Source organism: Streptomyces sp. NPDC006012 (genome assembly GCF_042871185.1).
Lineage (GTDB): Bacteria > Actinomycetota > Actinomycetes > Streptomycetales > Streptomycetaceae > Streptomyces.
Genome location: NZ_JBIAIE010000002.1, coordinates 240859 through 265141, shown reverse-complemented (window position 1 = coordinate 265141; position 24283 = coordinate 240859). Strand labels below are relative to the sequence as shown.

General features: G+C 71.9%; 21 protein-coding genes. 12 read left to right on the top strand and 9 right to left on the bottom strand.

The annotated features are described in order from the left end of the window. Nucleotides 1-14: 14 nt before the first annotated feature. Nucleotides 15-1646: an ABC transporter permease gene (locus ACFYPJ_RS05325; protein ID WP_389010778.1), complete on the bottom strand. Its 1632-nt coding sequence runs from the start codon at nucleotides 1644-1646 to the stop codon at nucleotides 15-17. Continuing rightward, nucleotides 1643-2581 (bottom strand): ATP-binding cassette domain-containing protein, encoded by a 939-nt coding sequence (locus tag ACFYPJ_RS05320; protein ID WP_389010775.1) that lies wholly within the window; start codon nucleotides 2579-2581, stop codon nucleotides 1643-1645. Before ACFYPJ_RS05320 ends, ACFYPJ_RS05325 begins: the two co-directional genes overlap by 4 nt. 104 nt (nucleotides 2582-2685) lie before the next feature. On the opposite strand from ACFYPJ_RS05320, the gene ACFYPJ_RS05315 reads away from it, so the two are divergent. Both ACFYPJ_RS05315 and ACFYPJ_RS05310 read left to right on the top strand, forming a co-directional pair. Next, entirely contained in the window at nucleotides 2686-3180 is a 495-nt protein-coding gene (locus tag ACFYPJ_RS05315; protein ID WP_389010772.1) for a GbsR/MarR family transcriptional regulator, read from the top strand. Nucleotides 3181-3299: 119 nt separating this feature from the next. Then, on the top strand, nucleotides 3300-3923 hold the full coding sequence (locus tag ACFYPJ_RS05310; protein ID WP_389010769.1) for a Uma2 family endonuclease: 624 nt from the start codon (nucleotides 3300-3302) through the stop codon (nucleotides 3921-3923). A gap of 1 nt (nucleotide 3924) precedes the next feature. Here ACFYPJ_RS05310 and ACFYPJ_RS05305 read toward each other — a convergent pair whose 3' ends face one another. After that, on the bottom strand, nucleotides 3925-4791 hold the full coding sequence (locus tag ACFYPJ_RS05305; RefSeq protein ID WP_389010766.1) for a diacylglycerol kinase family protein: 867 nt from the start codon (nucleotides 4789-4791) through the stop codon (nucleotides 3925-3927). A 199-nt stretch (nucleotides 4792-4990) separates the two neighbouring features. On the opposite strand from ACFYPJ_RS05305, the gene ACFYPJ_RS05300 reads away from it, so the two are divergent. Next, on the top strand, nucleotides 4991-6274 hold the full coding sequence (locus tag ACFYPJ_RS05300) for an adenylosuccinate synthase (protein ID WP_389010763.1): 1284 nt from the start codon (nucleotides 4991-4993) through the stop codon (nucleotides 6272-6274). On the opposite strand, the gene ACFYPJ_RS05295 is transcribed toward ACFYPJ_RS05300, so the two are convergent. The 5 genes from ACFYPJ_RS05295 to ACFYPJ_RS05275 all read right to left on the bottom strand — a co-directional run bounded on the left by ACFYPJ_RS05295 (nucleotide 6175) and on the right by ACFYPJ_RS05275 (nucleotide 12269). Beyond that, the gene (locus ACFYPJ_RS05295) at nucleotides 6175-6849 is read right to left on the bottom strand and encodes a poly-gamma-glutamate hydrolase family protein (protein ID WP_389010760.1); all 675 of its coding nucleotides are present in this window, start codon (nucleotides 6847-6849) and stop codon (nucleotides 6175-6177) included. The genes ACFYPJ_RS05300 and ACFYPJ_RS05295 overlap by 100 nt on opposite strands. Before the next feature lie 10 nt (nucleotides 6850-6859). Continuing rightward, complete coding sequence (locus ACFYPJ_RS05290; RefSeq protein WP_389010757.1) at nucleotides 6860-7510, bottom strand: hypothetical protein; 651 nt, start codon at nucleotides 7508-7510, stop codon at nucleotides 6860-6862. Between the two features lie 93 nt (nucleotides 7511-7603). Then, entirely contained in the window at nucleotides 7604-10042 is a 2439-nt protein-coding gene (locus tag ACFYPJ_RS05285; protein ID WP_389010755.1) for a dolichyl-phosphate beta-glucosyltransferase, read from the bottom strand. Continuing rightward, nucleotides 10039-10803, bottom strand: a complete 765-nt coding sequence (locus ACFYPJ_RS05280) for a GntR family transcriptional regulator (RefSeq protein WP_389010752.1) — start codon at nucleotides 10801-10803, stop codon at nucleotides 10039-10041. Before ACFYPJ_RS05280 ends, ACFYPJ_RS05285 begins: the two co-directional genes overlap by 4 nt. Nucleotides 10804-10913: 110 nt before the next feature. Continuing rightward, nucleotides 10914-12269, bottom strand: coding sequence for an aspartate aminotransferase family protein (locus tag ACFYPJ_RS05275; protein WP_389010749.1), 1356 nt, complete (start codon nucleotides 12267-12269; stop codon nucleotides 10914-10916). 316 nt (nucleotides 12270-12585) lie between these two features. Here ACFYPJ_RS05275 and ACFYPJ_RS05270 point away from each other — a divergent pair, with 316 nt between their 5' ends. Together ACFYPJ_RS05270 and ACFYPJ_RS05265 are read left to right on the top strand one after the other, a co-directional pair. Beyond that, nucleotides 12586-14595, top strand: coding sequence for a protein kinase (locus tag ACFYPJ_RS05270; protein ID WP_389010746.1), 2010 nt, complete (start codon nucleotides 12586-12588; stop codon nucleotides 14593-14595). A 207-nt stretch (nucleotides 14596-14802) separates the two neighbouring features. Continuing rightward, the gene (locus tag ACFYPJ_RS05265) at nucleotides 14803-16332 is read left to right on the top strand and encodes a substrate-binding domain-containing protein (protein WP_389010743.1); all 1530 of its coding nucleotides are present in this window, start codon (nucleotides 14803-14805) and stop codon (nucleotides 16330-16332) included. 57 nt (nucleotides 16333-16389) lie between these two features. Here ACFYPJ_RS05265 and ACFYPJ_RS05260 read toward each other — a convergent pair whose 3' ends face one another. Further along, on the bottom strand, nucleotides 16390-17139 hold the full coding sequence (locus ACFYPJ_RS05260; protein ID WP_389010740.1) for an SLATT domain-containing protein: 750 nt from the start codon (nucleotides 17137-17139) through the stop codon (nucleotides 16390-16392). 245 nt (nucleotides 17140-17384) lie between these two features. Here ACFYPJ_RS05260 and ACFYPJ_RS05255 point away from each other — a divergent pair, with 245 nt between their 5' ends. From ACFYPJ_RS05255 to ACFYPJ_RS05225, 7 genes are all read left to right on the top strand, one after another. Beyond that, the gene (locus ACFYPJ_RS05255) at nucleotides 17385-17726 is read left to right on the top strand and encodes a YbaB/EbfC family nucleoid-associated protein (RefSeq protein ID WP_389010737.1); all 342 of its coding nucleotides are present in this window, start codon (nucleotides 17385-17387) and stop codon (nucleotides 17724-17726) included. Between the two features lie 96 nt (nucleotides 17727-17822). Then, nucleotides 17823-18422, top strand: a complete 600-nt coding sequence (gene recR, locus ACFYPJ_RS05250) for a recombination mediator RecR (RefSeq protein WP_389010734.1) — start codon at nucleotides 17823-17825, stop codon at nucleotides 18420-18422. Further along, nucleotides 18415-19089: a DUF5063 domain-containing protein gene (locus ACFYPJ_RS05245; RefSeq protein WP_389010732.1), complete on the top strand. Its 675-nt coding sequence runs from the start codon at nucleotides 18415-18417 to the stop codon at nucleotides 19087-19089. Before recR ends, ACFYPJ_RS05245 begins: the two co-directional genes overlap by 8 nt. Before the next feature lie 385 nt (nucleotides 19090-19474). Then, nucleotides 19475-20752 carry an aspartate kinase gene (locus tag ACFYPJ_RS05240; protein ID WP_389010729.1) on the top strand — a complete coding sequence of 426 codons (1278 nt, stop codon included), beginning with the start codon at nucleotides 19475-19477 and terminating at the stop codon, nucleotides 20750-20752. After that, nucleotides 20749-21801 carry an aspartate-semialdehyde dehydrogenase gene (locus ACFYPJ_RS05235; protein WP_389010726.1) on the top strand — a complete coding sequence of 351 codons (1053 nt, stop codon included), beginning with the start codon at nucleotides 20749-20751 and terminating at the stop codon, nucleotides 21799-21801. The genes ACFYPJ_RS05240 and ACFYPJ_RS05235 overlap by 4 nt, the downstream gene beginning before the upstream one ends. A 620-nt stretch (nucleotides 21802-22421) precedes the next feature. Beyond that, nucleotides 22422-22997: a SigE family RNA polymerase sigma factor gene (locus tag ACFYPJ_RS05230; protein WP_389011590.1), complete on the top strand. Its 576-nt coding sequence runs from the start codon at nucleotides 22422-22424 to the stop codon at nucleotides 22995-22997. Next, complete coding sequence (locus ACFYPJ_RS05225) at nucleotides 22994-24277, top strand: hypothetical protein (protein ID WP_389010723.1); 1284 nt, start codon at nucleotides 22994-22996, stop codon at nucleotides 24275-24277. Before ACFYPJ_RS05230 ends, ACFYPJ_RS05225 begins: the two co-directional genes overlap by 4 nt. The last annotated feature ends 6 nt before the right edge of the window (nucleotides 24278-24283 follow it).

Here is a 24283-nt window from a genome sequence, read left to right as displayed (position 1 = left end):
CGGCTCCCACCCCGTCAGGTGGTCAGGTCCCGTCGGCGCAGGGCGGCGAGGCCCGCGCCGGTCAGCGCCGCGGCCAGCGCCAGCAGGACGAGCACCGGGCCCCACTCCATCGGGCCGCCCGGCAGCTTGGGCAGATGGCCGAAGGGGGACAGGTCCAGCACCGCCTGCGGAACGTCCAGCGCGGGGCCGACCCAGCCGATCAGCAGTACCGCCCCGGCGACGCCCCAGGCCGCCGTCGCACCGCGCGGCAGCACCCCGTACAGGAGGACCGCGAGGCCGCCGACGACCCACACCGCGGGCACCTGCACCAGGCACGCCCCGAGGATCGGGCCGACCTCTTTGCCGTAGCCGACGGCGAAGCCGAGGCCGGTCAGGAGCATGAGCAGCACCACGCCGCCGAAGGCGACCGTCAGATGGCCCGCGGCCCAGCGCAGCCGTCCCACCGCCCCGGCCAGGACCGGTTCCGCCCGGCCCGAGGTCTCCTCACCGTGCAGTCGCAGCACGGACGAGACGACGTACAGGGCGGCGACCAGGCCCATGATCGCGACCATCGAGGCGAGGAACGCGTCGGTGATCCCGGACTGGCCGCCCAGGCGCTCGAAGAGATCCCGGGCCTTCTGGTTGTCGCCGACCAGCCTCGCCGCGCCGTCGGTCATCCCGCCGTAGACCACCCCGGCCAGGAAGAAGCCGATCGCCCAGCCGAGGACGCCGCCCCGCTGGAGCCGCCGGGCCAGCGCGCCCGCCGTTCCCAGCCGTCCCCGGGCCGGGCCCGGCAGGGTGGGCAGGAAGCTCATGCCGGTGTCGCGCCGCCCGGCGAGCACGTAGGCGACCGCCGCCTGTGCGACGACGGCGGCGGCGAGGAGCAGCAGCACCCACCAGCGTTCACCGGCGAACGCCCGCAGGTTCTCCAGCCAGCCGAGCGGCGACAGCCAGGTCAGGACCGAGGAGCCGTCGGCGGACGCCGAGTCGCCGGCCGCGCGCAGCACGAAGGCGGCGCCCAGTACGGCCGCGGTCAGGCCGCGGGCCAGCCGCGCGCTCTCGGTCAGCTGGGCCACGATCGCCGCAGCCGTGGCGAAGACCAGGCCGACACCGGCGATGCCCAGGCCGAGGGCGAGCGCCCCCGGGCCGCCCTGCCCGGCCAGTCCGGCGGTGACGAGCAACGCCAGTACGGCGTTGGCCACCACCGCGGCCAGCAGGCCCGCCGTCAGCGGGGCCCGGCGGCCGACCATGCCGGACGAGACGAGTTCCTGCCGGCCGCTCTCCTCCTCGTCCCGGGTGTGCCGGACGACGACGAGCAGGCTGGTCACCGCGGCGAGCGCACCCGCGTAGACGCCGACGCGCCAGGCCGTGAGGGCGCCCAGCGAGTCGTCGAAGACCGGGCCGATGAGGGCGCGCAGCGAGGCGTTGGTGTCCATCTGGCCGAGCAGGTCGGCGCGCGCGGCCCGGGTGCCGTACAGGCCGGTCAGCGACTTCGGCATGGACAGGACCATGACCGCGTTCACCGCGACCCACACCGGGATCATCACCCGGTCGCGGCGCAGCGCGAAGCGCAGCAGGACGCCGGTGCCGGCCAGGTTGCGGGAGCCGCCGGTGCGGGCGGTCCGGGCGCTTTTGCCCTCGGGGGCGAGGGCGGTCGTGGCGGTCACCGCGTCACCTCGCCGGCCTCGTGCGCGGCCCCGGCGTCGGCCTGGTCGGTCTCGCCGTCCTGATAGTGCCGCAGGAACAGCTCCTCCAGCGTCGGCGGCGTCGACGTCAGGGAGCGCACGCCCGCCTCGCTCAGTGAGCGCAGGACATCGTTCAGTTTGTCCGTGTCGACCTGGAGGCGGACGCGGCGGCCCCGGACGTCGAGGTCGTGGACGCCGGACAGGCGCGTCAGGCCGTTCGGCGGCGCCGCGAGTTCCGCGCTCACGCTGGTCCGGGTGAGGTGGCGCAGGTCGGCCAGCGAACCGCTCTCGACCGTGCGGCCCTTGCGGATGATGCTCACCCGGTCGCACAGCTCCTCCACCTCGCTGAGGATGTGCGAGGAGAGCAGCACCGTACGGCCCCGGTCGCGTTCCTCCTCGACGCACTTCTGGAAGACCTCTTCCATCAGCGGATCGAGGCCGGACGTCGGCTCGTCCAGGATCAGCAGGTCGATGTCGGAGGCGAAGGCGGCGACCAGGGCGACCTTCTGCCGGTTGCCCTTGGAGTAGGTGCGGCCCTTCTTGGTGGGGTCCAGTTCGAAGCGCTCGATCAGGTCGGCGCGGCGCCGCTGGTCGAGGCCGCCGCGCAGCCGGCCGTAGAGGTCGATGACCTCGCCGCCGGAGAGGTTGCGCCACAGGGTCACGTCTCCGGGCACGTAGGCGATCCGCCGGTGCACCTCGACCGCGTCCGCCCACGGGTCGCGGCCCAGGACCTGCGCGGCGCCGGAGTCGGCCCGCAGCAGACCGAGCAGGACTCTGATGGTGCTGGACTTGCCGGCGCCGTTGGGGCCGAGGAAGCCGTGCACCTCGCCGGCCTCGACCTCCAGGTCGAGGCCGTCCAGCGCGTGGGTGCGGCCGAAGGACTTGTGCAGTCCCGAGACCGTGATTGCCTTCGTCATGGCTTCAGAACGTACGCTTCTTTCAGAAATTTGTGAAGTTAAGGAAGCGTATGAACCACCGGTAGGATGGCGGGGCGGGTCCTAGTAGGGGAGATGATCGACGCATGACGGAAACAGCCGGGGGCGCGCGGGATCCGGAAGTCGTCTCGCGGTTCGTGGAGCACTTCGCGGCACAGCTTGTCGAGGCCGGGATGCCACGGATGGCGGCCCGGGTCTTCGTGGCGCTGCTGGCCTCCGACTCCGGCTCTCTCACCTCGGCCGAGCTGGGCGAACGTTTGAAGGTCTCACCGGCCGGGGTCTCCGGCGCGGTGCGGTACCTGGCCCACGTGCACATGGTCTCCCGGCAGCGTGAGCCCGGCTCGCGCCGTGAGCTGTACCGGGTGCGCAGCGACCAGTGGTACGAGGCGCTGGCGAACCGCGAGTCGGTCATCAAGCACTGGGAGGAAGCCCTGCGGGAGGGCGTCGCCACCCTGGGAGCCGACACACCGGCCGGCCGCCGCCTCGCCGAGACGCTCGCGTTCTTCGAGTTCATCGAGAGCGAGTTCGAAATGCTGGTGGAGCGCTGGCGCGTGCATCGGGAGAAGACCTTCGGCGGGTGACCCGTCCGGAGGTGCGGACGAGGGCGGCGGGGCGGCGGACTTCGGAGATCGCCCTGAAGGCGCGTGTGCGGTCGATTACTCTGGGTGGTGACTGGTCTGCCGTCGAGGGAGGGAGCATCATGACGTTGATGGCAGAGCGACCTGTGATGAACGACGCCGAACCCCGTGGCAGCTTCGAGGAGCTTCTTGACCTCCTCGACGAGCTGAACGTGCCCGACGGCTACAAGGCCGAGATCGTCAGGGGGAACATCGTCGTGTCGCCGTGGTCGAAGGGGTATTACGCGGACGTCATGGACCTCGTCTGCGAACAACTGCGTCCTCATCTGCCCGAGGACCACCGCATCACCTGGGGCCCGCTGCTCTATGTCTTCCCGGGCATCGAATGTGCCTACGGCCCTGACATCCACGCGGCTCACCAGCGTGTTCGTCGGAGTAACAGCAATCGCCTCGACGGGGAAGCCCTGTCATTCGTCGCTGAGCTGACCTCCCCGTCCACCCGGGACGCGGACCTGACCGACAAGGTCGAGACCTACGGCCGGGCGGGTGTACCCGTGTACCTCCTGCTGGACATGCAGCAGGAGGTGGCAACGGTCTACTGGTCACCGTCGGAAAAGGGATACCAGGGACGCCTCACCCAGCCGTTCGGCGAGAAGCTCCATATCCCCGAGCCCTTCGACTGCGTGCTCGACACCGACGGCTTCCAGACCCCCGACGACGACCCCGAGGGCCCGCACGAGGACTGACTCACGTTTCCCTCGGCACCGTGAGCCGCCAAGCTCCCTCCACGATCCGCCACGTCCGGGTCCGTACCGGCAGGGTCACCGTCGCGTCCGCCTGGTAACGGAAGGACGACCCGGTCACCGTCACCGCGTGGCCGGCCGCCCGCAGGGGCGAGGCTTCCGCCCCCACCGACACCGGCCGCGCCTCGACCTCGACGATCCCGCCGGCGCCCGGTGCCACCGACACCGCCTCCACCGGCTGGTCCAGGTCGACGAGCGTCACCCCGTCGACCTCCACCCGCAGCCGGGCAGGGCCCGGCGGGGCCGGGGCGAGCCGGGACGGTTTGGACGACGCCAGGGTCCGGACCAGCGACCGGTAGGTCGAGCGCAGCCACCACGGACGGCCGACGACGGCGGTGGCGCCCACCGGCTCCGCCGGCCGGTCCTCGCGCGGCACGACGGGCGGTATCCGCAGGCCGCCCAGGACCACCCCGTCGCTGTCGTCCACCAGGAGATCCATGGGGCGGCCGACCCCGTCGAGCACCGCCCGGGCGGCGGCCACCGCCCCCGTCGGCAGCCCGAGGGCCTCCGCGAGCGTCAGCACGCTCCCCACCGGCACCATGGAGAGCACGCATCCGGTCAGTTCCCGCTGCCGGTGCAGCAGGGACACGGCCCGTACCAGCGCCCGGTCGTCGCCCACCACCACCGGTCGCCGCGAGCCCCTGCGCGCCAGCGCCCGGGCGAACTCCTCGGGACCGTCGGGCAGGCACAGCTTCGCGGTGGCACCCGCACTCAGCACGTCTTTCGCGATGCGTACGGATTCGCCGTCCGTCCGCCGGGCAATCGGGTCGATGATCACCAGCAGCTGATCGGACGTCGCGAAAGTCGCCACCTCGGTCCTGCCTCGCTTCCTCGGGTAGCATCTTTGTGCAAGAGCCCCTTGCGATATTGCGCCAGGGGCTTCGTCTATTCCGGGGCATCCGGTCCGACGGTTGTGTGCGGCCGACGGCGGTCGCGGTGGTGCGTGGCGGTGAACCCTGCGCGTACGCCCCTGACCTTGGACATGCCCCGCCCGGAAGGGGTGTACGCGCGTGCCCGCACTTGTGCTGCTCGGTGCTCAGTGGGGTGACGAGGGCAAGGGGAAGGCCACCGACCTGCTCGGTGGCTCAGTGGATTACGTCGTCCGGTACCAGGGCGGCAACAACGCTGGCCACACGGTCGTCGTCGGTGACCAGAAGTATGCACTCCACCTCCTGCCTTCCGGAATCCTCTCGCCCGGTTGTACTCCGGTCATCGGCAACGGGGTCGTCGTCGACCCGTCGGTCCTGCTCTCCGAGCTGAGCGGTCTGAACGAGCGCGGCGTCGACACCTCCAAGCTCCTGATCAGTGGCAACGCGCACATCATCACTCCGTACAACGTCACCGTCGACAAGGTGACGGAACGCTTCCTCGGCAAGCGGAAGATCGGTACGACCGGGCGCGGTATCGGCCCCACCTACGCCGACAAGATCAACCGCGTCGGCATCCGGGTCCAGGACCTGTACGACGAGTCGATCCTCCTGCAGAAGGTCGAGGCGGCGCTCGACGTCAAGAACCAGATGCTGACCAAGCTCTACAACCGCCGCGCCATCGCCGCCGAGCAGGTGGTCGAGGAGCTGGTGGGCTACGCCGCGCAGCTCAAGCCGTACGTCGCCGACACGGTACTGGTCCTCAACCAGGCGCTGGAGCAGGACAAGGTCGTCCTCTTCGAGGGCGGGCAGGGCACGCTGCTGGACATCGACCACGGCACCTATCCGTTCGTCACCTCCAGCAACCCCACGGCGGGCGGTGCCTGCACCGGCTCCGGCGTCGGGCCGACGAAGATCAGCCGGGTCATCGGCATCCTCAAGGCGTACACGACCCGGGTGGGCGCCGGACCGTTCCCGACCGAGCTGTTCGACGAGGACGGCGAGGCGCTGCGCCGCATCGGCGGCGAGCGGGGCGTCACCACGGGGCGCGACCGGCGCTGCGGCTGGTTCGACGCGGTGATCGCGCGCTACGCGACCCGGGTCAACGGCCTGACCGACTTCTTCCTCACCAAGCTGGACGTGCTCACCGGCTGGGAGCGGATCCCGGTCTGTGTCGCCTACGAGATCGACGGCCGGCGGGTCGAGGAGCTGCCGTACTCGCAGACGGACTTCCACCACGCCAAGCCCGTCTACGAGACGCTGCCCGGCTGGTCCGAGGACATCACCAAGGCCAAGTCCTTCGCCGACCTGCCCAAGAACGCGCAGGACTACGTGAAGGCGCTGGAGGAGATGTCCGGGGCGCCGATCTCCGCGATCGGGGTCGGTCCGGGCCGGGACGAGACGATCGAGATCAACTCCTTCCTCTGACATCCGGGTCCGGGCGTCCTCGCGCCGTGCGCGGGGCGTCCCGGACCGGGCCGGTGGGAGTGGCCGTCGGCTGAGGGCCACCCCCACCGGGCTCCGTCAGAGGACGGCCTGGGACGGATCCGCCTCCATGCGGGCCACCGCCGCCCGTACCGCGTCCGTGAACTCAACATGGACGCGCGCAGCTCCGTCGTCAGTTCCAGCTGGGCGCCCATGCCGAGCTGGGTCCGGTTGCAGATGTTGTCCGGGGAGACGCCGGCGATGTCGTCGTCGGCGGCCACGGCGATCGTCTGGACGCCCACCGCGCTCAGCTCCTCGTCGAGGTACTGACGCAGGACGGTGTTGCGGCCCCCGATCACCACCGCCTCGGGGCGGGTCGCGGGGGCGCCCGCCTGGTCGGCCTTGCAGCCGTGCACGCTCACGACGTCGGCCGAAGGGGATGCGGACCCCCGGCCGAGGGTGATCCGGGCCCCCGGCCGAAGGGGATGCGAACGCCCGGCGAAGGACAGCGCGGACGCCCGGCCGCGGACAGCGCGGGCCGTCGGCCGAAGGGGATCCGGACCGTCGGCCGAAGGCACCGCCGATCCGTCAGCTGAAGACGATCATCGAGCCCTGGGCCAGGCTCCGGGTGGCCGCGGCGTGCAGGCCGAGCCAGACGTGCCGTTCCCGGGCGAACGGGCTCGGGTCGTACGGCGCGGGCGAGGCCGGTTCCTCCAGCGTCGTGGGTGCGCTGGGCGCCGCGGGGGCGGCCGGCGGGTTCGCCGGGTCGATGCCGATCGCCCCAGCCACCTGCTCCAGCTCCCGCAGCAGCCCGTGCGAGGAGCCCAACGGGCCGTTGCCCGCGAGGAGTTCGTCGTTGGACAGCGGCTGAGGGAAGTCGACCGGGACATAGGCGCCCGCGTGGTCGTAGTGCCAGACCAGGTGCGACTGCTGGGCCGTCGACTCGAACATCTCCAACAGCTGCTCGTAGTCACCCCCCAGATCGTCCACCGGGGTCACCGGCAGCCCGCACACCTGGAGCAGATGGGCCCGGCGCAGGAAATGCAGCGCGTCGTAGTCGAAACCGGCCACCGGGGCCACGTCGCCGGACAGGCCCGGCATGTACTGGTACACCGGCACCGGCGGCAGACCGGCCTCGGCGAGCACTGTGTTGTAGAGCGCGAGTTCCTCGGCGAACGGGTTGTCGGGGGTGTGGCACAACACGTCGACGAGCGGTACCAGCCACAGGTCACAGGCCAAAGAGGGCTCCTCGCATCGTTGCGCGGCACGCTTGCCCGCACAGCTGGTGGTCACAGCAGGTGGTCAGGGAAGGGTAGTCGCTGCGGCGCGCAGTCAGCTCCCCTCGTGCAGGTCCCATACCCATACGCCGCCGGCCCACTTCCCCGGTTCGCCGGTCAGCTTCGTCAGGGCCTCGCGCAGCGGACCGTCGTTGGGCTGCGGGGCGAGCACCAGTGCGCCCGCCTTCCAGTACGCGAAGTCCCGCCGGGCCTGCGCCTGCCAGTCCTTGCCGAGCTGCGGGACGACACCCGTGTAGCGCACGTCGCGCAGCATGTCGGAGGTGTAGCGCGGGACGGCGCCGTAGATGCCGATGCGGTCCGCGCCGTAGGGGCCGTTGAAATAGCCGCCGGGCAGCTTGAAGCCGAGGCCGGCCGCGGTCTGCCAGTGCAGCGGCTCCGCGGCTGCCGGGTCCGGCAGCGGCACCGGGACCAGTGATTCGCCCGGGCGGACGTACGGTTTCCACATCCCGTCCGCGATGAACGTCGGCACCGGTGCCCGCTCCACGGACTTCAGCGGTGCCGGGACCAGCGGCAGCAGTGCGAGGGCGACACCGAGCACTCCGGCGTACCCGGCGTACCGGGTCTCGGGGGCGCGGAGCGCGATGGCCAGCCGTGCCACGGCGACGGCGAGCAGCACGCCCAGCGCGGGCGCGCAGATCATCGCCACCCGGCCCTCGATGACCGACTCGAACAGAGGCTGCCGGCCGAGCCATGACCACGGACCGGAGAAGACCGTGCCGGTGAGCGGGATGCGGATCTTCGGGCCGAGCGACAGCACCGCGGCGGCCACCGCCGTGAACGCCAGCGCCTTGACCAGAGCCCGTTCCCACAGCCGTACGACGATCGCGAGGGCGAGGGCGACCAGGGGCCAGCCGTAGAAGGCGTTCTGTTCCGTGGGATTGAGCGAGAGGGAGTTCGCGGTCTGCGCGTTCCCGGCGATCAGCGAGCGCTCGGCGAAGGCGATCAGGGACAGCGGGCTGTTGCCCGCGTTGTCACCGTGCAGCACGCTCTTGTAGCTCTGCGGGCCGGCGAACTGCCAGTACAGCGGGAAGGCGATCAGCGGCAGGCAGACCGCGGCGCCGATCAGCACGCCCTTGCCCAGGGGTCGCCAGGCCCGCCGTGCCACGTCCCGGCGTACGACCGCGTAGCCGGCGGCGAACAGCAGCAGGCCGAGCGAGGCGAGCAGCAGCGGCTCCTCGCCGAGGAAGATCTGGTACGCCACCATCAGGCCCAGCACGATCCCGTCCCGCACCACCCGGGCGCCCGCGCACAGCCGCAGCAGCCGGTCGATGATCAGCGGGATCATGAACAGGACCACGAAGTTGGGGTGTGCGTTGGCGTGGCTGACCATCGGCGGGGCGAAGGCGGCCAGGGACGCGCCGAGGAAGGCGGCGGCCCGGTGCCGCACCACCCGTTTCACGATCAGCCAGTACCAGGCGGCCGCGGTGGCGGCCAGGCCCAGCGCCATGCAGACGCTCAGCGCGAGGGCCGGGCCGGCCAGCAGCGTCAGCGGGGTGAAGGGCACCGACAGGCCCAGCATGACCGTGTTGGCCATCAGGTTGACGCCGTCGGGGAAGCCCTGGAGGTCGGTGAAGAACGGGTTGTGCAGATGGGCGACGTTGTGGGCCGTCACCGCGAAGAACCACTCCCACTGGTTCTGGTCCTGGAGGGAGTCGGGGAAGTAGCGGTGGCCCGGGTCGAAGAGGCGGCCCGAGTAGAGGGCGACGGCCATCAGCAGGAACAGGGCGGTCGCCAGCAGGTCGGCGGGGCGCACCGCCCGGGCCCGCAGCCGGACCAGATCGCCGAGCACGCGCGCGTAGTCGAGCGGACCGACCTTCGAGCCGGACTGGTGGCTCCAGCGCACCGGGACCTCGGCCACCGGCCAGCCCGAGCGGTGGAAGTGGTGCAGTACCTCCACGTCTATGCCCCAGCCGTCCAGCCGGGAGGCCGCGAACGCGGTGCGCGCGCGGTCGCCGTCGAACAGTTTGAAGCCGCACTGGGTGTCCCGGATGCCGGGCACCGCACTCGCGCGTATCAGGAGGTTCCCGGCCCGGCCGAGCCATTCGCGCACCGGGTGCTGCCGGTGCGCGATGTCCGCGCCCGGCACGGAACGTGAACCGATCGCCGCCGTGTTGCCCTCGCTGAGCGCCTTGTCCAGCCGCTCCAGCTCCTCTATGGGGGCGGCCAGGTCGGCATCGGTGACCAGCACCCGGTGTCCGCGTGAGTCGGCGACGCCGAGGCGCAGGGCGTGGCCCTTGCCGCGGTTGCGGGGCGAGCCGACCAGCCGGACCCGGGGGTGCCCGAAGCCGGTGACGATCTCCCGGGTGCCGTCGGTCGAGCCGTCGTCGGCGACGACGACCTCCCATGCGCCCCAGCGGCCCTCGGTCTCGCTCAGATAGCGGGTGATCGCGGCGAGGGTGGGGCCGAGGCGTGCCTCCTCGTTGTAGGCGGGGACGACGACGGTGAGGTCGACCGTCCCCGGCGCGCCGTTCACCGTGCCGCCAGCCGTTCGATGAGGGCGAGGGAGTGCGCGTTGTACGCGGTGACGACCGCGCGGGCCGCGGCGGCGTCCCGGCGGCCCAGCGCGTCGACCAGTTCGGTGTGGCCGGACCACAGCAGGCCGCGCACCTCCGGCAGGCGGCGCAGGTGCTGCACCGCGCACATCCAGGACAGCAGGCGCAGCCGGTGCAGGAAGCCGGACAGGTAGGGGTTGCCGAACAGGGCGCCCAGCTCGCGCCAGAAACGCAGGTCGTAGCCGATGAGCACGGTCAGCTCGCCGGCCCGCGCGGCCCGCTCGGCCTCCTCGCCGCGCCGCCGGACCGCGGCGAGTGCCGCCGCGGCCCGCGGGCCGGTGGGATCCCGGAACGCTTCGTGCCCCTCGAACCCCCCGGACCCCGCAGACCCCTCAGCCCTCTCGGACCCGTCCGCAGCCGCAGACCCGTCCGACTCCTCGGACAGCGCACGGAACATGCCGTCGGTGACCAGGCTGCGGGCCGCGACCATGCCGCGGAAGTCGGTCAGCGAGTACTGGGGGACCCGGAAGCCGCGGTGCTGGTCGGCCTCCAGGATGCCCTGCGCGGACAGGTCGACCAGCGCCTCCCGGACGGGGGTCGCCGACACGCCGTACTGGTCGGCGATCTCCTTCACCGTGAACGCCAGCCCCGGCTGGAGCCGCCCCGCGAGCACCTCGTCACGAAGCGCGTCCGCGATCTGCTGACGCAGGGTGCTGCGCGTCACGGCGCCGTTGCCCGGCATGGTCGGCGGCCTCTCCCTCACACGTACGAGTGACGTACTCGCTTACGTCTACGAGCACGCAACCTTACGCGTTCGGGTTGCAGCCGGTGAGGCTCGGTGCCGGGGAGCGCTCACTCCGTGTAGGTGTCGGCCACGGTCAGGGCCGCGTCCAGGGCCGCGAACCCCTCCTTCAGCTCGGCCTCGGAGACCGTGCAGGGCGGCACGACATGGGTGCGGTTCATGTTGATGAAGGGCCACAGTCCGTGCTGCTTGGCGGCGGCGCCGAACGCGGCCATCGGGGCGTTCGCCTCGCCCGCCGCGTTGTACGGCACCAGCGGCTCGCGGGTCTCCCGGTTCTTGACCAGTTCCAGCGCCCAGAACATGCCGACGCCGCGCACCTCGCCCACGCTGGGGTGCCGCTCGGCCAGCTCGCGCAGCCCCGGTCCCACCACGGACTCGCCCAGCCGCTTCGCGCCCGTGACGATGCCCTCCTCCTCCATCGCGTTGATGGTGGCGACGGCGGCGGCGCAGGCCAGCGGGTGGCCGGAGTACGTCAGACCGCCCGGGTAGGGGCGCTTGCCGAAGGTCTCGGCGATCTCACCGGAGATGGCCACCCCGCCGAGCGGCACGTACCCGGAGTTCACGCCCTTCGCGAAGGTCATCAGGTCCGGTACGACGTCGAACAGGCCGGCCGCGAACCACTCGCCGGTCCGCCCGAACCCGGCCATCACCTCGTCCAGGACGAAGACGATCCCGTACTTGTCGCACAGCTCCCGCACGCCCGCGAGGTAGCCAGGCGGCGGCACCATGATGCCCGCCGTGCCGGGAATGGTCTCCAGGACGATCGCGGCGATCGTCTGCGGCCCCTCGAAGGCGATCGTGGTCTCCAGGTGCTCCAGCGCCCGGGCGCACTCCTGCTCCTCGGTCTCGGAGTAGAAGCGGGAGCGGTAGAGGAACGGCGCCCAGAAGCGGACGACCCCGGCGGCGCCGCTGTCGGAGGCCCAGCGGCGCGGGTCGCCGGTGAGGTTGATGGTCTGCTGGGTGCCGCCGTGGTACGAGCGGTACGCCGACAGGACCTTCGGGCGGCCCGTGTGCAGCCGGGCCATGCGGACGGCGTGCTCGACGGCGTCCGCGCCGGCGTTGGTGAAGAAGATCTTGTCCAGGTCGCCGGGCGTCCGCTCGGCGATCAGCCGGGCCGCCTCCGAGCGCGCCTCGATCGCGAACGCGGGCGCGAACGTGGCCATGGACGCGGCCTGCTCCTGGATGGCGGCGACGACCTTGGGATGCCCGTAGCCGATGTTGGTGAAGACGAGTCCGCTGGTGAAGTCCAGGTACCGGGTGCCGTCGTAGTCCCAGAAGTACGACCCTTCCGCGCCGGCCACGGCGAGCGGGTCGATCAGCTCCTGGGCGGACCAGGAATGGAACACATGCGCACGGTCCGCCGCCTTGACGGCGGCGCCGGTGGCGGGATTGGGCTGAGGGGTCATGCGAACGAGAATAGATGTCCGGGATGCGGAATGGACATCGGCGTCCTGTTCGGTGGCCGGGGGGTTTACGCGACAGGTTGTCGACAGGGCGGGGGAGCGAAGGCGGGGACAGGCGGGGTGGGGAGGCGAGGTCATGGGGGCGGGGGTACGCCCTCGTATCGCATCGGAGGGGCCGTCGGAGGGGCCCACCGCCTCGCACCGAACCGTTCTTGCACCGATCTCCGCCCCGCGGGTGCACCCCCCTGGCCCTGTTCGCCTCTTTCCAGGGCGACACTATTCTCGGTTCGGCCAAGGGTTATGGGGAGGCGGCGCTTCCGTGGAGAAGCTGGGACCTGGGGATCCGCGCGACATAGGCGCGTACCGACTGCTGGCGCGACTGGGCGCGGGCGGGATGGGGCACGTGTATCTGGCCCGGTCCGGCCGGGGCCGCACGGTCGCCGTGAAACTGGTGCGCCCGGAGCTGGCCAGGATGGACAAGTTCCGGGCGCGGTTCCGGCAGGAGGTGCAGGCCGCACGCCAGGTCGGCGGCCTCTGGACGGCACCGGTCCTGGACGCGGACACCGAGGCCGACGTGCCGTGGGTGGCCACCGGGTACGTTGCGGGGCCGAGCCTCCAGCAGGTCGTCGGGCATGATCACGGGGCGCTGCCCGAGCGGTCGGTGCGGATCCTCGCGGCCGGTCTCGCGCAAGCCTTGCAGGACATCCATGCCGCCGGGATCGTCCACCGCGACCTCAAGCCGTCCAATGTGCTGGTGACCATCGACGGGCCGCGGGTCATCGACTTCGGGATCGCCCGGGCGCTGGAGAGCGTGGGCGACGAGGGGCTCACCACCACCGGCTCCCTGGTCGGCTCGCCCGGCTTCATGGCGCCCGAGCAGGTGCGCGGCGACCGGATCACGCCCGCCTGCGACGTCTTCTGCCTCGGCTCCGTGCTCTCCTACGCGGCGACCGGCGCGCTCCCCTTCGGCGGCACGAACGGCGGGGCTCCCGCCCTGATGTTCCGTATCGCCCAGGAGGAACCCGACCTCGTGGGCGTCCCCGAGAGCCTGGCCGACCTGATCCGGGAGTGCCTGCGCAAGGATCCGGCCGCGCGGCCGACCCTCGACCGGATCCTGGCGCAGACCGGCGCCGGGGACACGGTGGCCGACGGCCGGTCACGGGACCCGTGGCTGCCGGCTTCCCTGGTGGTGCAACTCGGCCGGCACGCGGTCCAGCTGCTCGACACGGAGGATCCGGCGGACGGTCCGGTACCGGGTGCGGGTCCTGCGGACGGTCCGGCAGCGGGTGCGGGGCCGGTGGCGCCGTCCGCGCGGGAGCCCGCCACGCCCGCTCCGGGCGCCTCCCCGGAGCACGCCACCGCCGCCCCGCCGCGCCCGAGCGCCCCGGGCGGCCCGCCGCCCGACCACCTCCGCACGCTGCCCGCGGACCGCACACCCCCGCCGGACGCGCCTGCGGCACACCCCGCGTACGGCCCGCCGGGCGGTGACCGGGAACACGGCGGACGCGGTGAATACAGCGAACAGGGTGCGCCGGGCATACCCGGCGCGTCCGGTGAAAACAGCACGCCGGGCGCATTCGGCGCACCACCTGCGTACGGCACCCCGGGCGCTCCTGCTCCGGGTCCGTACGGCACCTCGGGCGGAACTGCTCCCGGCTCGTACGGCCGGCCGCGCCAGCCGCACCCGCCCCAGCAGCCGCACCACCAGTCCCAGCAGACACAGCACGCGTACCGCCCGTACCCCCCGAACGAAGCCGACCCGGAACCGGAGCGGCGGGGCAGCCGGGCCACCGTGCTGCTCGTCGTGATCGCGCTGGTCGTCGCGCTCGCCGCGGGCGGCTCGGTGTACGCGGTGCTCAAGCAGGGCGGCACCGGTGACGCCACGGGCGGCGACGCGACCGCCACCGACGCGTCCACGGCCGGGAAACCCTCCCCGGCGGCCTCGGGAGATGCCTCCTCGCCGCCCGCGGACGGGGCGGTGCCGGACGGGTACCTGGGCACGTGGCGGGCGACGATCGACAACGCCAACGGGAGCAGCACCCGCGAACTCACCATCGCACAGGGGAAGGTGGGGGACCCCGTGCTGACCCTGGCCGCCGACGGGCCGGTCGCGGGCGGCGGCAGCTATCACTGCGAGTTCCGGGCCCCGCTGGCCGAACAGCCCGGCAGCCAGGGCCCGTTGCAGATCGGGCCGTCCACCGTCTCCTCCGGTGAACCGGCCACGTCGTGCCGCCCCGGCGCGGCCACCGAGATCACTCTGCTGTCGGACGGCCGGCTGCGGCGTACGGCGCAGGACGGCGGGGAGACCCTGACGTACACCCGGGGCTGAGCGCCGAAAGAGCGCCGAGGACGCGGGGCGAGAGCGTCGCGCGGGCGGGGCGCGGGCGGCTGATCCGGGTGCGCCCACGCGCCGAACTGCCGTTCCTCATGGGGCTGTTGAACGTCCGGAGAACTTCTGCGAACGGGACCGGAATGTCCGTTCGTACGCGTCTACGGTGACCCCGTCCTGACTCGGAGCAGTGGCGGGGGCGCTCACATGGAGTGGCTGAGTACGGAGAATGTCGTAGCCGTCGCGACCGCGGTGCTGGGCATCATCGCTTCGGCGGGCATGGTCGGGTACGAGCGCCGGGTGCCGCGCCGCAAGCGGATCGGCTACCGCGTGCAGATGGACAACCCCATAGGGGACGGTGCCCGGGCGGGCGACCTCAACCGCCGCCTCGGCCTGTTCGACGAGGGGCCCGACATGGCGGATGCGACGCTCGTGCTGCTGCGCATCGAGAACGACGGCGCGCAGGGCATCGACCGGGACGACTACACGGGGCCCGAACAGCACGGTCTGACCGCGGTGTTCACCGACCGCACCGTGCGGGGCGTGTCGGTCACCCAGCCGACCGGCACCGACCACCTCATGGACCACTTCGCACCGGAACGCGGCTTCGGCTACACCGGCAACAGCCTGCGCATCCCCCGTGTACCGCTCAACAAGGGGGAGCACTTCAAACTGCTCGTGCTGCTGGCCGGCGGTGGGGTCGGGCGGCCGATACGGGTCACCGGCGGCCTGCGCAACGGGGAGGTCCACCCCAACCGCAGCGCCACGCCGGACGACAAGCCGCCGCTGTTCAGCCGGGCCTCCCGGGTCATCACCATCACCCTCACGGTCTGCGTCGTCACGCTCGCCGCCCTCGTCGTGGCCCGTGACGACACGCCGCCGCCGGTCGGCTGCCGGTCGGGCTCGCTGACCGTCACCGGCTCGACGGCGTTCGCGCCCGTGCTGCGGGAGGTGGCCGGCGACTACGCGGCGGACTGCGTGGACGTGAAGGTCACCGTGGACCCGCACGGTTCCACGGCGGGCATCCGGGACCTGGACACCGCCGGGGCGGACTGGCACAAGAAGGGCTCCCCGCCGCTCATCGCCTTCTCCGACGGCCCCAAGCCGGAGGGCATGTCCGCACTGCACGGCACCCCGGTCGCGTTGTCGGTGTTCGCGCTGGTGATGAACGACCGAGTGGGCCTCAAGGACCTCTCCACGGCGGACGTGCGGCGGCTGTACCGCGGTGAGATCACCAACTGGAAGGAGCTGAACGGCCCGGACCTGCCGGTCCGCCTCGTCAGCCGGGACGCCAACTCGGGGACCCGGCAGGTCTTCCAGCGGCGGGTGCTCGGCCGCGGCGAGATGGCCAACTCCTCCGTCGACTGCGTCAAGGTGGACGACCCGACGGCGAAGGTGCCGCGCTGCGAACTGGACTCCACGGACCAGGTGCTGTCCCAGGTGGCGAAGCTGCCGGGGGCCCTCGGGTACAGCGAGCTGAGACTCGCTCGGTCCGCGCGGGGGCTGCACGTGCTGAACCTCGACGGCAACGCCCCGTCTGCGGACGCCATCGAGCACGAGGGGAACCCTTACCCGTACCGGGAGATCGAGTACGCCTACACCTACGCCCGGCCGGCCGGCGACTCCCTGGTCTCCAGCTTCGAGACCTATCTCGCCCGGGGAAGCGGCCAGGACGTCATCCGCACCCACGGCCACATCCCGTGCTTCACCCCGGAAGGGATGAAGCTCTGCGGGTGACGGCCCTCCCGCCCGCCCCGGCCCCGGCTCGGCCCCAGCGTCCGCCGTCGCGGGATCTCACCGTGGCTCCGGTGGCCGTTGGCGTGGCATGTTCGGGCGGGTGGGGGTGCCGGGCGGGCTGGGGTAGCGGCCCGGTGCGCCGGCCGGGTCCGGGCGCGGGCCCGGGGCCAGCGCCGTCTGCAGGCCCAGCGGGGCCGTCCCCGTGCGGAACTCCACCATCCAGTCCGCCGTCTCCGCCCGCACCAGTTCGGTGACGTCCTCCGAGAACCGCCGCAGCACCGCGAGGCACCGGTCGGCGGCCTCGCCCGCGGTCCCCTCGGCCGGCCCCAGCACCTCGCGCACGTTCTCCGACGCCCAGTCGAACTGAAGCACCTGAAGCCGCCGTTGCACGGCCTGCGCGGTCGCCACGTCCCGCATCCAGCCGGACGTCACCCCGAAGAACCGGTCGACCCCGAGGCACGCCCCGGCGAGCATCAGGGCCAGATACCCCCAGGGCGCGACCCGCTCGGTCACCCCGGTCAGATCGAGCAGCGGGAGCGCGGCCCCGCCCACCGCTCCGGAGGCCGTCCCCACCCGCAGCACCAGCGCCCCGCGCCGCTTCCACGCCCGGCCCGCGAGATACCAGGCCGCCGTGTCCAGGGCCCCCCGCTCCACCCACCGGTACAACTCGTCGAGCCGGTCGGCCGGCTCGCCCCAGTTCCCGGGCGGAAAGGCGCGGCCGGTCAGGTCGCCCGGCCGCAGCCCGGCCGCGCCCTCGTCCCGCCCGTCCTGAGGCGGACCCTCGGGCTGCATCTCCGGCTGACCCACCCGGCACTCCCTACTGATCACGACCGGTCACGTCGCGTGACGACGGATGCTCACGCGCGGCGTCCTTCCTACCTCCCAATGGGTGGCGAAGACGTAGCTTTCACCGCTTTTCAACCCTTAAGAGGGGCTTGATCAGGTATAGGAGCTGCGACGCTCTCACTCGAAAGAGTGGCGGAGCGACGGTCGCATGGACCACGTAGGCTCGTGCACAACGGAGGAAGACGAGACCGGACCAGGAGCTGATCGTGATTCCCGGTGGAGGCCAGCCCAACATGCAGCAGCTGCTGCAGCAGGCCCAGAAAATGCAGCAGGAACTGTCGAAGGCCCAGGAGGAGCTGGCGAACACGGAGATCGCCGGACACGCGGGCGGCGGCCTGGTGACGGCGACCGTGACCGGCGCCGGTGAACTGCGCGGCCTGAAGATCGACCCGAAGGCGGTCGACCCGGAGGACACGGAGACCCTCGCCGACCTGATCGTCGCCGCAGTACAGGCGGCCAACGAGAACGCGCAGACGCTCCAGCAGCAGAAGCTCGGCCCGCTGGCCCAGGGTCTCGGCGGCGGCGGCATCCCCGGCCTGCCGTTCTGACGTTCGCCACCCGCAGGCCACCCGCACCGCCTTCCTAGGGCGGGCACCGGCCATCTACCGTTACCTACCGGGAACGACTTCAGGAAGGGCAGTCCGTTGTACGAAGGCGTGGTCCAGGACCTCATCGACGAACTGGGGCGGCTGCCCGGCGTCGGTCCCAAGAGCGCGCAGCGGATCGCCTTCCACGTGCTGCAGGCGGAGCCGACGGACGTGCGGCGGCTCGCCCAGGCGCTGCTTGAGGTGAAGGCGAAGGTCCGTTTCTGCGCGGTCTGCGGCAACGTGGCGCAGGAGGAACGGTGCGCGGTGTGCCGGGACCCCCGCCGTGACCCCGCGGTCATCTGCGTGGTCGAGGAGCCGAAGGACGTGGTGGCGGTCGAGCGCACCCGTGAGTTCCGCGGCAGGTACCACGTCCTGGGCGGCGCGATCAGCCCGATCGAGGGCGTGGGCCCCGACGATCTGCGCATCCGGGAGCTCCTGGCCCGCCTGGCGGACGGCTCCGTCACCGAGCTGATCCTGGCCACGGACCCCAATCTCGAAGGCGAGGCGACGGCCACGTACCTCGCCCGCATGATCAAACCGATGGGCTTGAAGGTCACCCGCCTGGCCAGCGGCCTCCCGGTGGGTGGCGACCTGGAGTACGCGGACGAGGTCACCCTCGGCCGTGCCTTCGAGGGGAGACGACTCCTAGATGTCTGACGCCACGCTGCACGCCACGACGCAGAACCCGGACGATTTCGCGGTCCAGATCGCGGATCAGGTGGAGAGTTTCCTGGTGGCCGTCACGGAGGTGGCCAGGGGTGACCAGCCGGACTCGGCGGTCCCCTTCCTCCTCCTGGAGGTCTCCCAGCTCCTGCTGGCCGGTGGCCGTCTCGGCGCCCACGAGGACATCGTCCCCGAGGAGCGCTACGAGACCGACACGGGCCCGGACCCGGACGCGGACCAACTGCGCGAGAACCTCGCCCGCCTCCTGGAGCCGGTCGACGTGTACTCGGAGGTCTTCGACCCCTACGAGCCGCGTACGGCACCGGTGCCCGCCCGGATCTCGGACGACCTGGCCGACGTGATCACCGATCTGCGCCACGGCATGGCCCACTACCGAGCCGGCCGCACCACGGAGGCGCTGTGGTGGTGGCAGTTCTCCTACTTCTCCAACTGGGGCTCCACCGCCTCCGCCACCCTGCGCGCCCTGCACTCGGTCCTCGCCCACGTCCGCCTCAACCAGCCCCTGGAGGAGCTGGACGGCCTCGACACGGACCAGGGCATGGGCGACGAGACCCTGGAGTTCGAGGCGGGCCAGGTGATGCAGCAGGAGCTCGCCACCCCGCTGAGGCTCCGCGAGGGCGCTTCGGTCGAAGGGGCCTGACGGGCGCTCCGAGCAAGCCATGGCGGTAGCCCGGAGGGCCCTGGACGCGTCCTCCGCGGCGGCCGGATGCCGCCGGCCGGTGCCGGCTGCCGGAGGTGGCTGCCGGAGGTGGCGGGGCGGCTGCTCGTCCGGCCGGGCCCTCAGGCCGAGCGGCGGTCCGGCTGTACGGCCTATCACTCGGCGGCCCTGCCGCGCCGGCGATCGGAAACTGTAAGCGGGCACACATCCGTCACCCGCGTATCAGTAGCGGAACTTTGGGCAGGGACTCACCCGACAAGCGCTCGGCAGCGAACGTCCGGACATCTCACCATGCGGTAATCAGGAGGGGAAATTCGGGCGATCGTTAAACTGGGCGGGCAATCGACACAATGAGCGAGGAGCGCACGTGGGCCTTGTCGTGCAGAAGTACGGAGGCTCCTCCGTAGCCGATGCCGAAGGCATCAAGCGCGTCGCCAAGCGGATCGTGGAAGCGAAGAAGAACGGCAACCAGGTGGTTGTCGTCGTTTCCGCGATGGGCGACACGACGGACGAGCTGATCGAACTCGCCGAACAGGTGTCTCCGATGCCTGCCGGGCGAGAGTTCGACATGCTGCTGACCGCCGGGGAGCGCATCTCCATGGCCCTGCTGGCGATGGCGATCAAGAAACTGGGCCACGAGGCCCAGTCCTTCACCGGCAGCCAGGCGGGCGTCATCACCGACTCCGTCCACAACAAAGCCCGGATCATCGATGTCACACCGGGCCGGATCCGTACGGCGCTGGACGAGGGCAACATCGCCATCGTCGCCGGTTTCCAGGGCGTCAGCGCCGACAAGAAGGACATCACCACCCTCGGCCGCGGCGGGTCCGACACGACGGCCGTGGCGCTCGCCGCCGCGCTCGACGCCGAGGTCTGTGAGATCTACACCGACGTGGACGGCGTGTTCACCGCCGACCCGCGGGTCGTGAAGAAGGCCCGGAAGATCGACTGGATCTCCTTCGAGGACATGCTGGAGCTGGCCTCGTCCGGGTCCAAGGTGCTGCTCCACCGCTGTGTGGAGTACGCCCGCCGGTACAACATCCCGATCCACGTCCGCTCCTCCTTCAGCGGGCTCAAGGGCACGTGGGTCAGCAGCGAGCCGATCGAGCAAGGGGACACGAAGGTGGAGCAGGCCATCATCTCGGGTGTCGCGCACGACACCTCCGAGGCCAAGATCACGGTCGTCGGCGTGCCCGACAAGCCAGGCAAGGCCGCCGCCATCTTCCGTACGATCGCCGATGCCGAGATCAACATCGACATGGTCGTGCAGAACGTGTCCGCCGCGGCCACGGGCCTCACGGACATCTCCTTCACGCTGCCGAAGACCGAGGGCCGCAAGGCCATCGACGCGCTGGAGAAGAACCGTCCCGGCATCGGCTTCGACTCCCTGCGCTACGACGACCAGATCGGCAAGATCTCCCTGGTCGGCGCGGGTATGAAGACCAATCCCGGGGTCACCGCCGGGTTCTTCGAGGCGCTGTCCGACGCGGGCGTGAACATCGAGCTGATCTCGACGTCCGAGATCCGTATCTCGGTGGTCACCCGTGCCGACGACGTGGCGGAGGCCGTCCGGGCGGTGCACAGCGCCTTCGGCCTCGACTCCGAGAGCGACGAGGCCGTCGTCTACGGGGGCACCGGCCGATGATCGCCCGTCCGACGCTCGCGGTCGTGGGAGCGACCGGAGCGGTCGGCGCGGTCATGCTCCAGATCCTGTCCCAGCGGGCGGACATCTGGGGCGAGATCCGTCTGATCGCCTCCCCGCGCTCGGCCGGCCGCAAGCTGACCGTGCGCGGGGAGGAGGTCGAGGTGGTGGCCCTGTCCGAGGAGGTCTTCGACGGGGTCGACGTCGCCATGTTCGACGTACCGGACGAGGTCTCCGCGCAGTGGGCGCCGATCGCCGCGGCCAAGGGCGTGGTGGTGGTCGACAACTCGGGCGCCTTCCGGATGGACCCGGACGTGCCCCTGGTGGTCCCCGAGGTCAATCCGCACACCGCCCGCATCCGGCCGCGCGGGATCGTCGCCAACCCCAACTGCACCACCCTGTCGATGATCGTCGCCCTGGGCGCGCTGCACGCCGAGTTCGGGCTGCGCGAGCTGGTGGTGTCGTCGTACCAGGCGGTGAGCGGGGCGGGCCGGGCCGGGGTGGAGACGCTGCGGGCGCAGCTGGACCTGGTCGCGGGTACGGAGCTGGGGACCAGCCCCGGTGACGTACGGCGGGCCGTGGGGGAGCGCACCGGGCCGTTCCCGGAGCCGGTCGCGCTGAACGTCGTGCCCTGGGCGGGGTCGCCGCGGGAGGACGGCTGGTCGTCGGAGGAGATGAAGGTGCGGGACGAGTCCCGCAAGATCCTCGGGCTGCCGAAGCTGCCGGTCGCCGTGACCTGTGTCCGGGTGCCGGTGGTCACGGTCCACTCGCTGACCGTCCACGCCCGCTTCCAGGGCGAGGTCACCGTGGAGCGCACCCGCGAGATCCTGGCCACGGCGCCGGGCGTGGTGCTGTTCGACAATCCGGCGGCAGGCGAGTTCCCCACCCCCGCCGATGTGGTGGGCACCGACCCGACCTGGGTGGGCCGGGTACGGCGGTCGCTGGACGACCCCACGGCGCTCGAACTCTTCGTGTGCGGGGACAACCTGCGCAAGGGCGCGGCGCTCAACACCGCGCAGATCGCGGAGCTGGTGGCGGCGGAATTCTCGTGACCGCCCGCTGACCCGCCCGCTGACCCGTCGGCTGTTTCGTCGGTTCAGGTCCCGGTTCAGGTCCCGGTCCGGGACCCGGACCGGGACCGTGCTCACCTGAGGTCGCCGGAAATGCCCTGGTCCGATGGGGATCGGGGCGGCGGAGTCGCGGGACAGTGTGGCGGGGAGCATGGTCCGGACCACTTGATCAGGATGCCCTCTGCACCCGAAAATTTTCCTCCCCGCTCTCCGCAACCGTGCGCAGGGCGGGGAGCGTCTTTGCGATCGCTCCTTCGGGGCGGTGCGTGCGAACGTCCCCCGCCGGGGCGTGGGGACGTGATGATCCTGGCGTGGGGACGCCGTGATCGGGGCGTGGGGACGCCCGTTCATATGGGACACAGGGGAAGAACAGTGCGCATGGCGACATGTGAGGAATCATCGGGCGGGCTGCCCGGTGCGCAGACGTCGCCGGTCGCGCCGTCCGACGCAAAAGAGACGTCCGGCACGTACAACCCCTGTGGGGGGAAGCGTGTCCAACTGGCGTGGCAGAGGTACTCGACTTCAGTACGGCGGTGCGTGGCACGCCCCTGCGCCCACGTCCCGTGGCGCTGCGTCCCCGCGTCCCCGGCGCGACCGGCGGCATGCCGGTGATCGCGCCCATGCCCGCAGCGCGGCCCACCCGCATCCCCAGCCAGCGCGACGGCGCCGACGAGACGGTGGCGGCCGGTACGACGGTCGATCACCTCACCGAGACCTACCGGGCGCACTACCGCTCGCTGCTCGGCCTCGCCGCGCTCCTCCTTGACGACACCGCCTCCTGCGAGGACGTCGTCCAGGAAGCGTTCATCCGCGTCCACTCCGCGCGCAGGCGCGTCCGGGACCCGGAGAAGACCCTCGCCTATCTGCGCCAGACGGTCGTCAACCTGTCCCGTTCCGCCCTGCGCCGCCGCATCCTCGGGCTGAAGCTGCTCTCCAAACCGATGCCCGACATGGCGAGCGCGGAGGAGGGCGCGTACGACCAGCTGGAGCGCGACTCCCTGATCAAGGCGATGAAGGGCCTCCAGCGCCGCCAGCGCGAGGTCCTGGTGCTGCGGTACTTCGCGGACATGACCGAGGCGCAGGTCGCCGAGTCCCTCGGCATCTCACTCGGCTCCGTGAAGGCGTACGGCTCGCGCGGTATCGCGGCGCTGCGGCTGGCCATGGAGGCGGCCACATGAGCGAGCCCCGTGAGTTCCGCGAGTCCCGTGAGTCCCCCGAGACGGGCGAGCCCCGCGAGTCGGGCGATTTCCTCGGCCGTTCCGAGCCCGGTGCCCGGCCCGAGCCGCCGGAGCGGTACGAGGGGTACGAGCGGTACGACCAAGAGAAGACGCAGTCGCATGCTGGGAACGGAACTGTGAACCACGGCCCTGACGATCAGGCCCCCTTCGGGCCCGACGGGTTCGGCCAGGAGGAACGGGGCCTGTCCGCGGCGCCCACGGGGCCGGGCGGCCCCGATCCGGACGAACTGGGCCTGCGCGGTCTGCTGCACTCGGCGGTGCAGGACCTGCAGCCGCGGGACGGCGCCCTGGACCACCTGCGGCGCGCGGTGCCCGCCCGGCGGACCCGCAGGCGGCACGCCGCGGTCGGCATGGCGGCGGCGGCCCTGTTCGTCGGCACCGCCGTCCCGGCCCTCGTCCATGTCTCCCAGTCCGGCGGCACCGATCCCCACACCTCCATCGCCGGCGACGCCGCCCAGGCCCGGGGCGGGTCGGGTCCGGGCAAGGACCCGGGCCACGGGACCACCGCCACGCGCGGCAGCCAGGACGAGACCACCGGTCAGGACACGGGCGGCCCGAAGGACGAGAACCCGGACAAGGGCCGCGGCACCGAGGGCGGCACGGCCGGCGCCACCGGCCCCGTGGCCACCAAGGGCGCCGTCGCCCCGGCGTGCACGGCCGCCCAGCTGGGCCAGGCCACCGCCACCGTGGAAGCCCCCGACTCCGCCGGCGTCGTCTACGGCACCTTCCGGGTCGCCAACGTCTCCACCGCCGGTTGCACCGTCGACGGCTCGGGCACCGTGAACGCTCTCGCCCAGGGCGCCACCGACCCGACCAGGATCAGTGCGGTCCGGCACGCGGCCGGCGACGCCGCGGCCGGCCTGCCCGCCCCGTCCCAGGAGGCCGCCGGGCTGCTCCTGGCGCCCGGCGGCGCCTACGAGGAGAAGTTCGCCTTCGTACCCGTGGAGACCTGTCCCCCGGGCAACGGCAGCACCGGCGCCCCCGGCACCGGCGGACCCACCGGCGACCCGAGCCCCAGCCAGGACCCGGGCGCCTCGGGCGGCACGTCCGACGGCGGTGCGGCCGGCACGGGTACGCAGATGCTCCCCACGGACGGCGCGGCCGACGGCAGCATCCAGGTGTCGCACACCCCGCAGGCGGGTGCGCCGACCGTCTCCACGACGGTGCCCGGCGCCTGCGCCGGGACGGTCTACTGGACCGGAGTGCTGGCCGGCTCCTAGTACTTC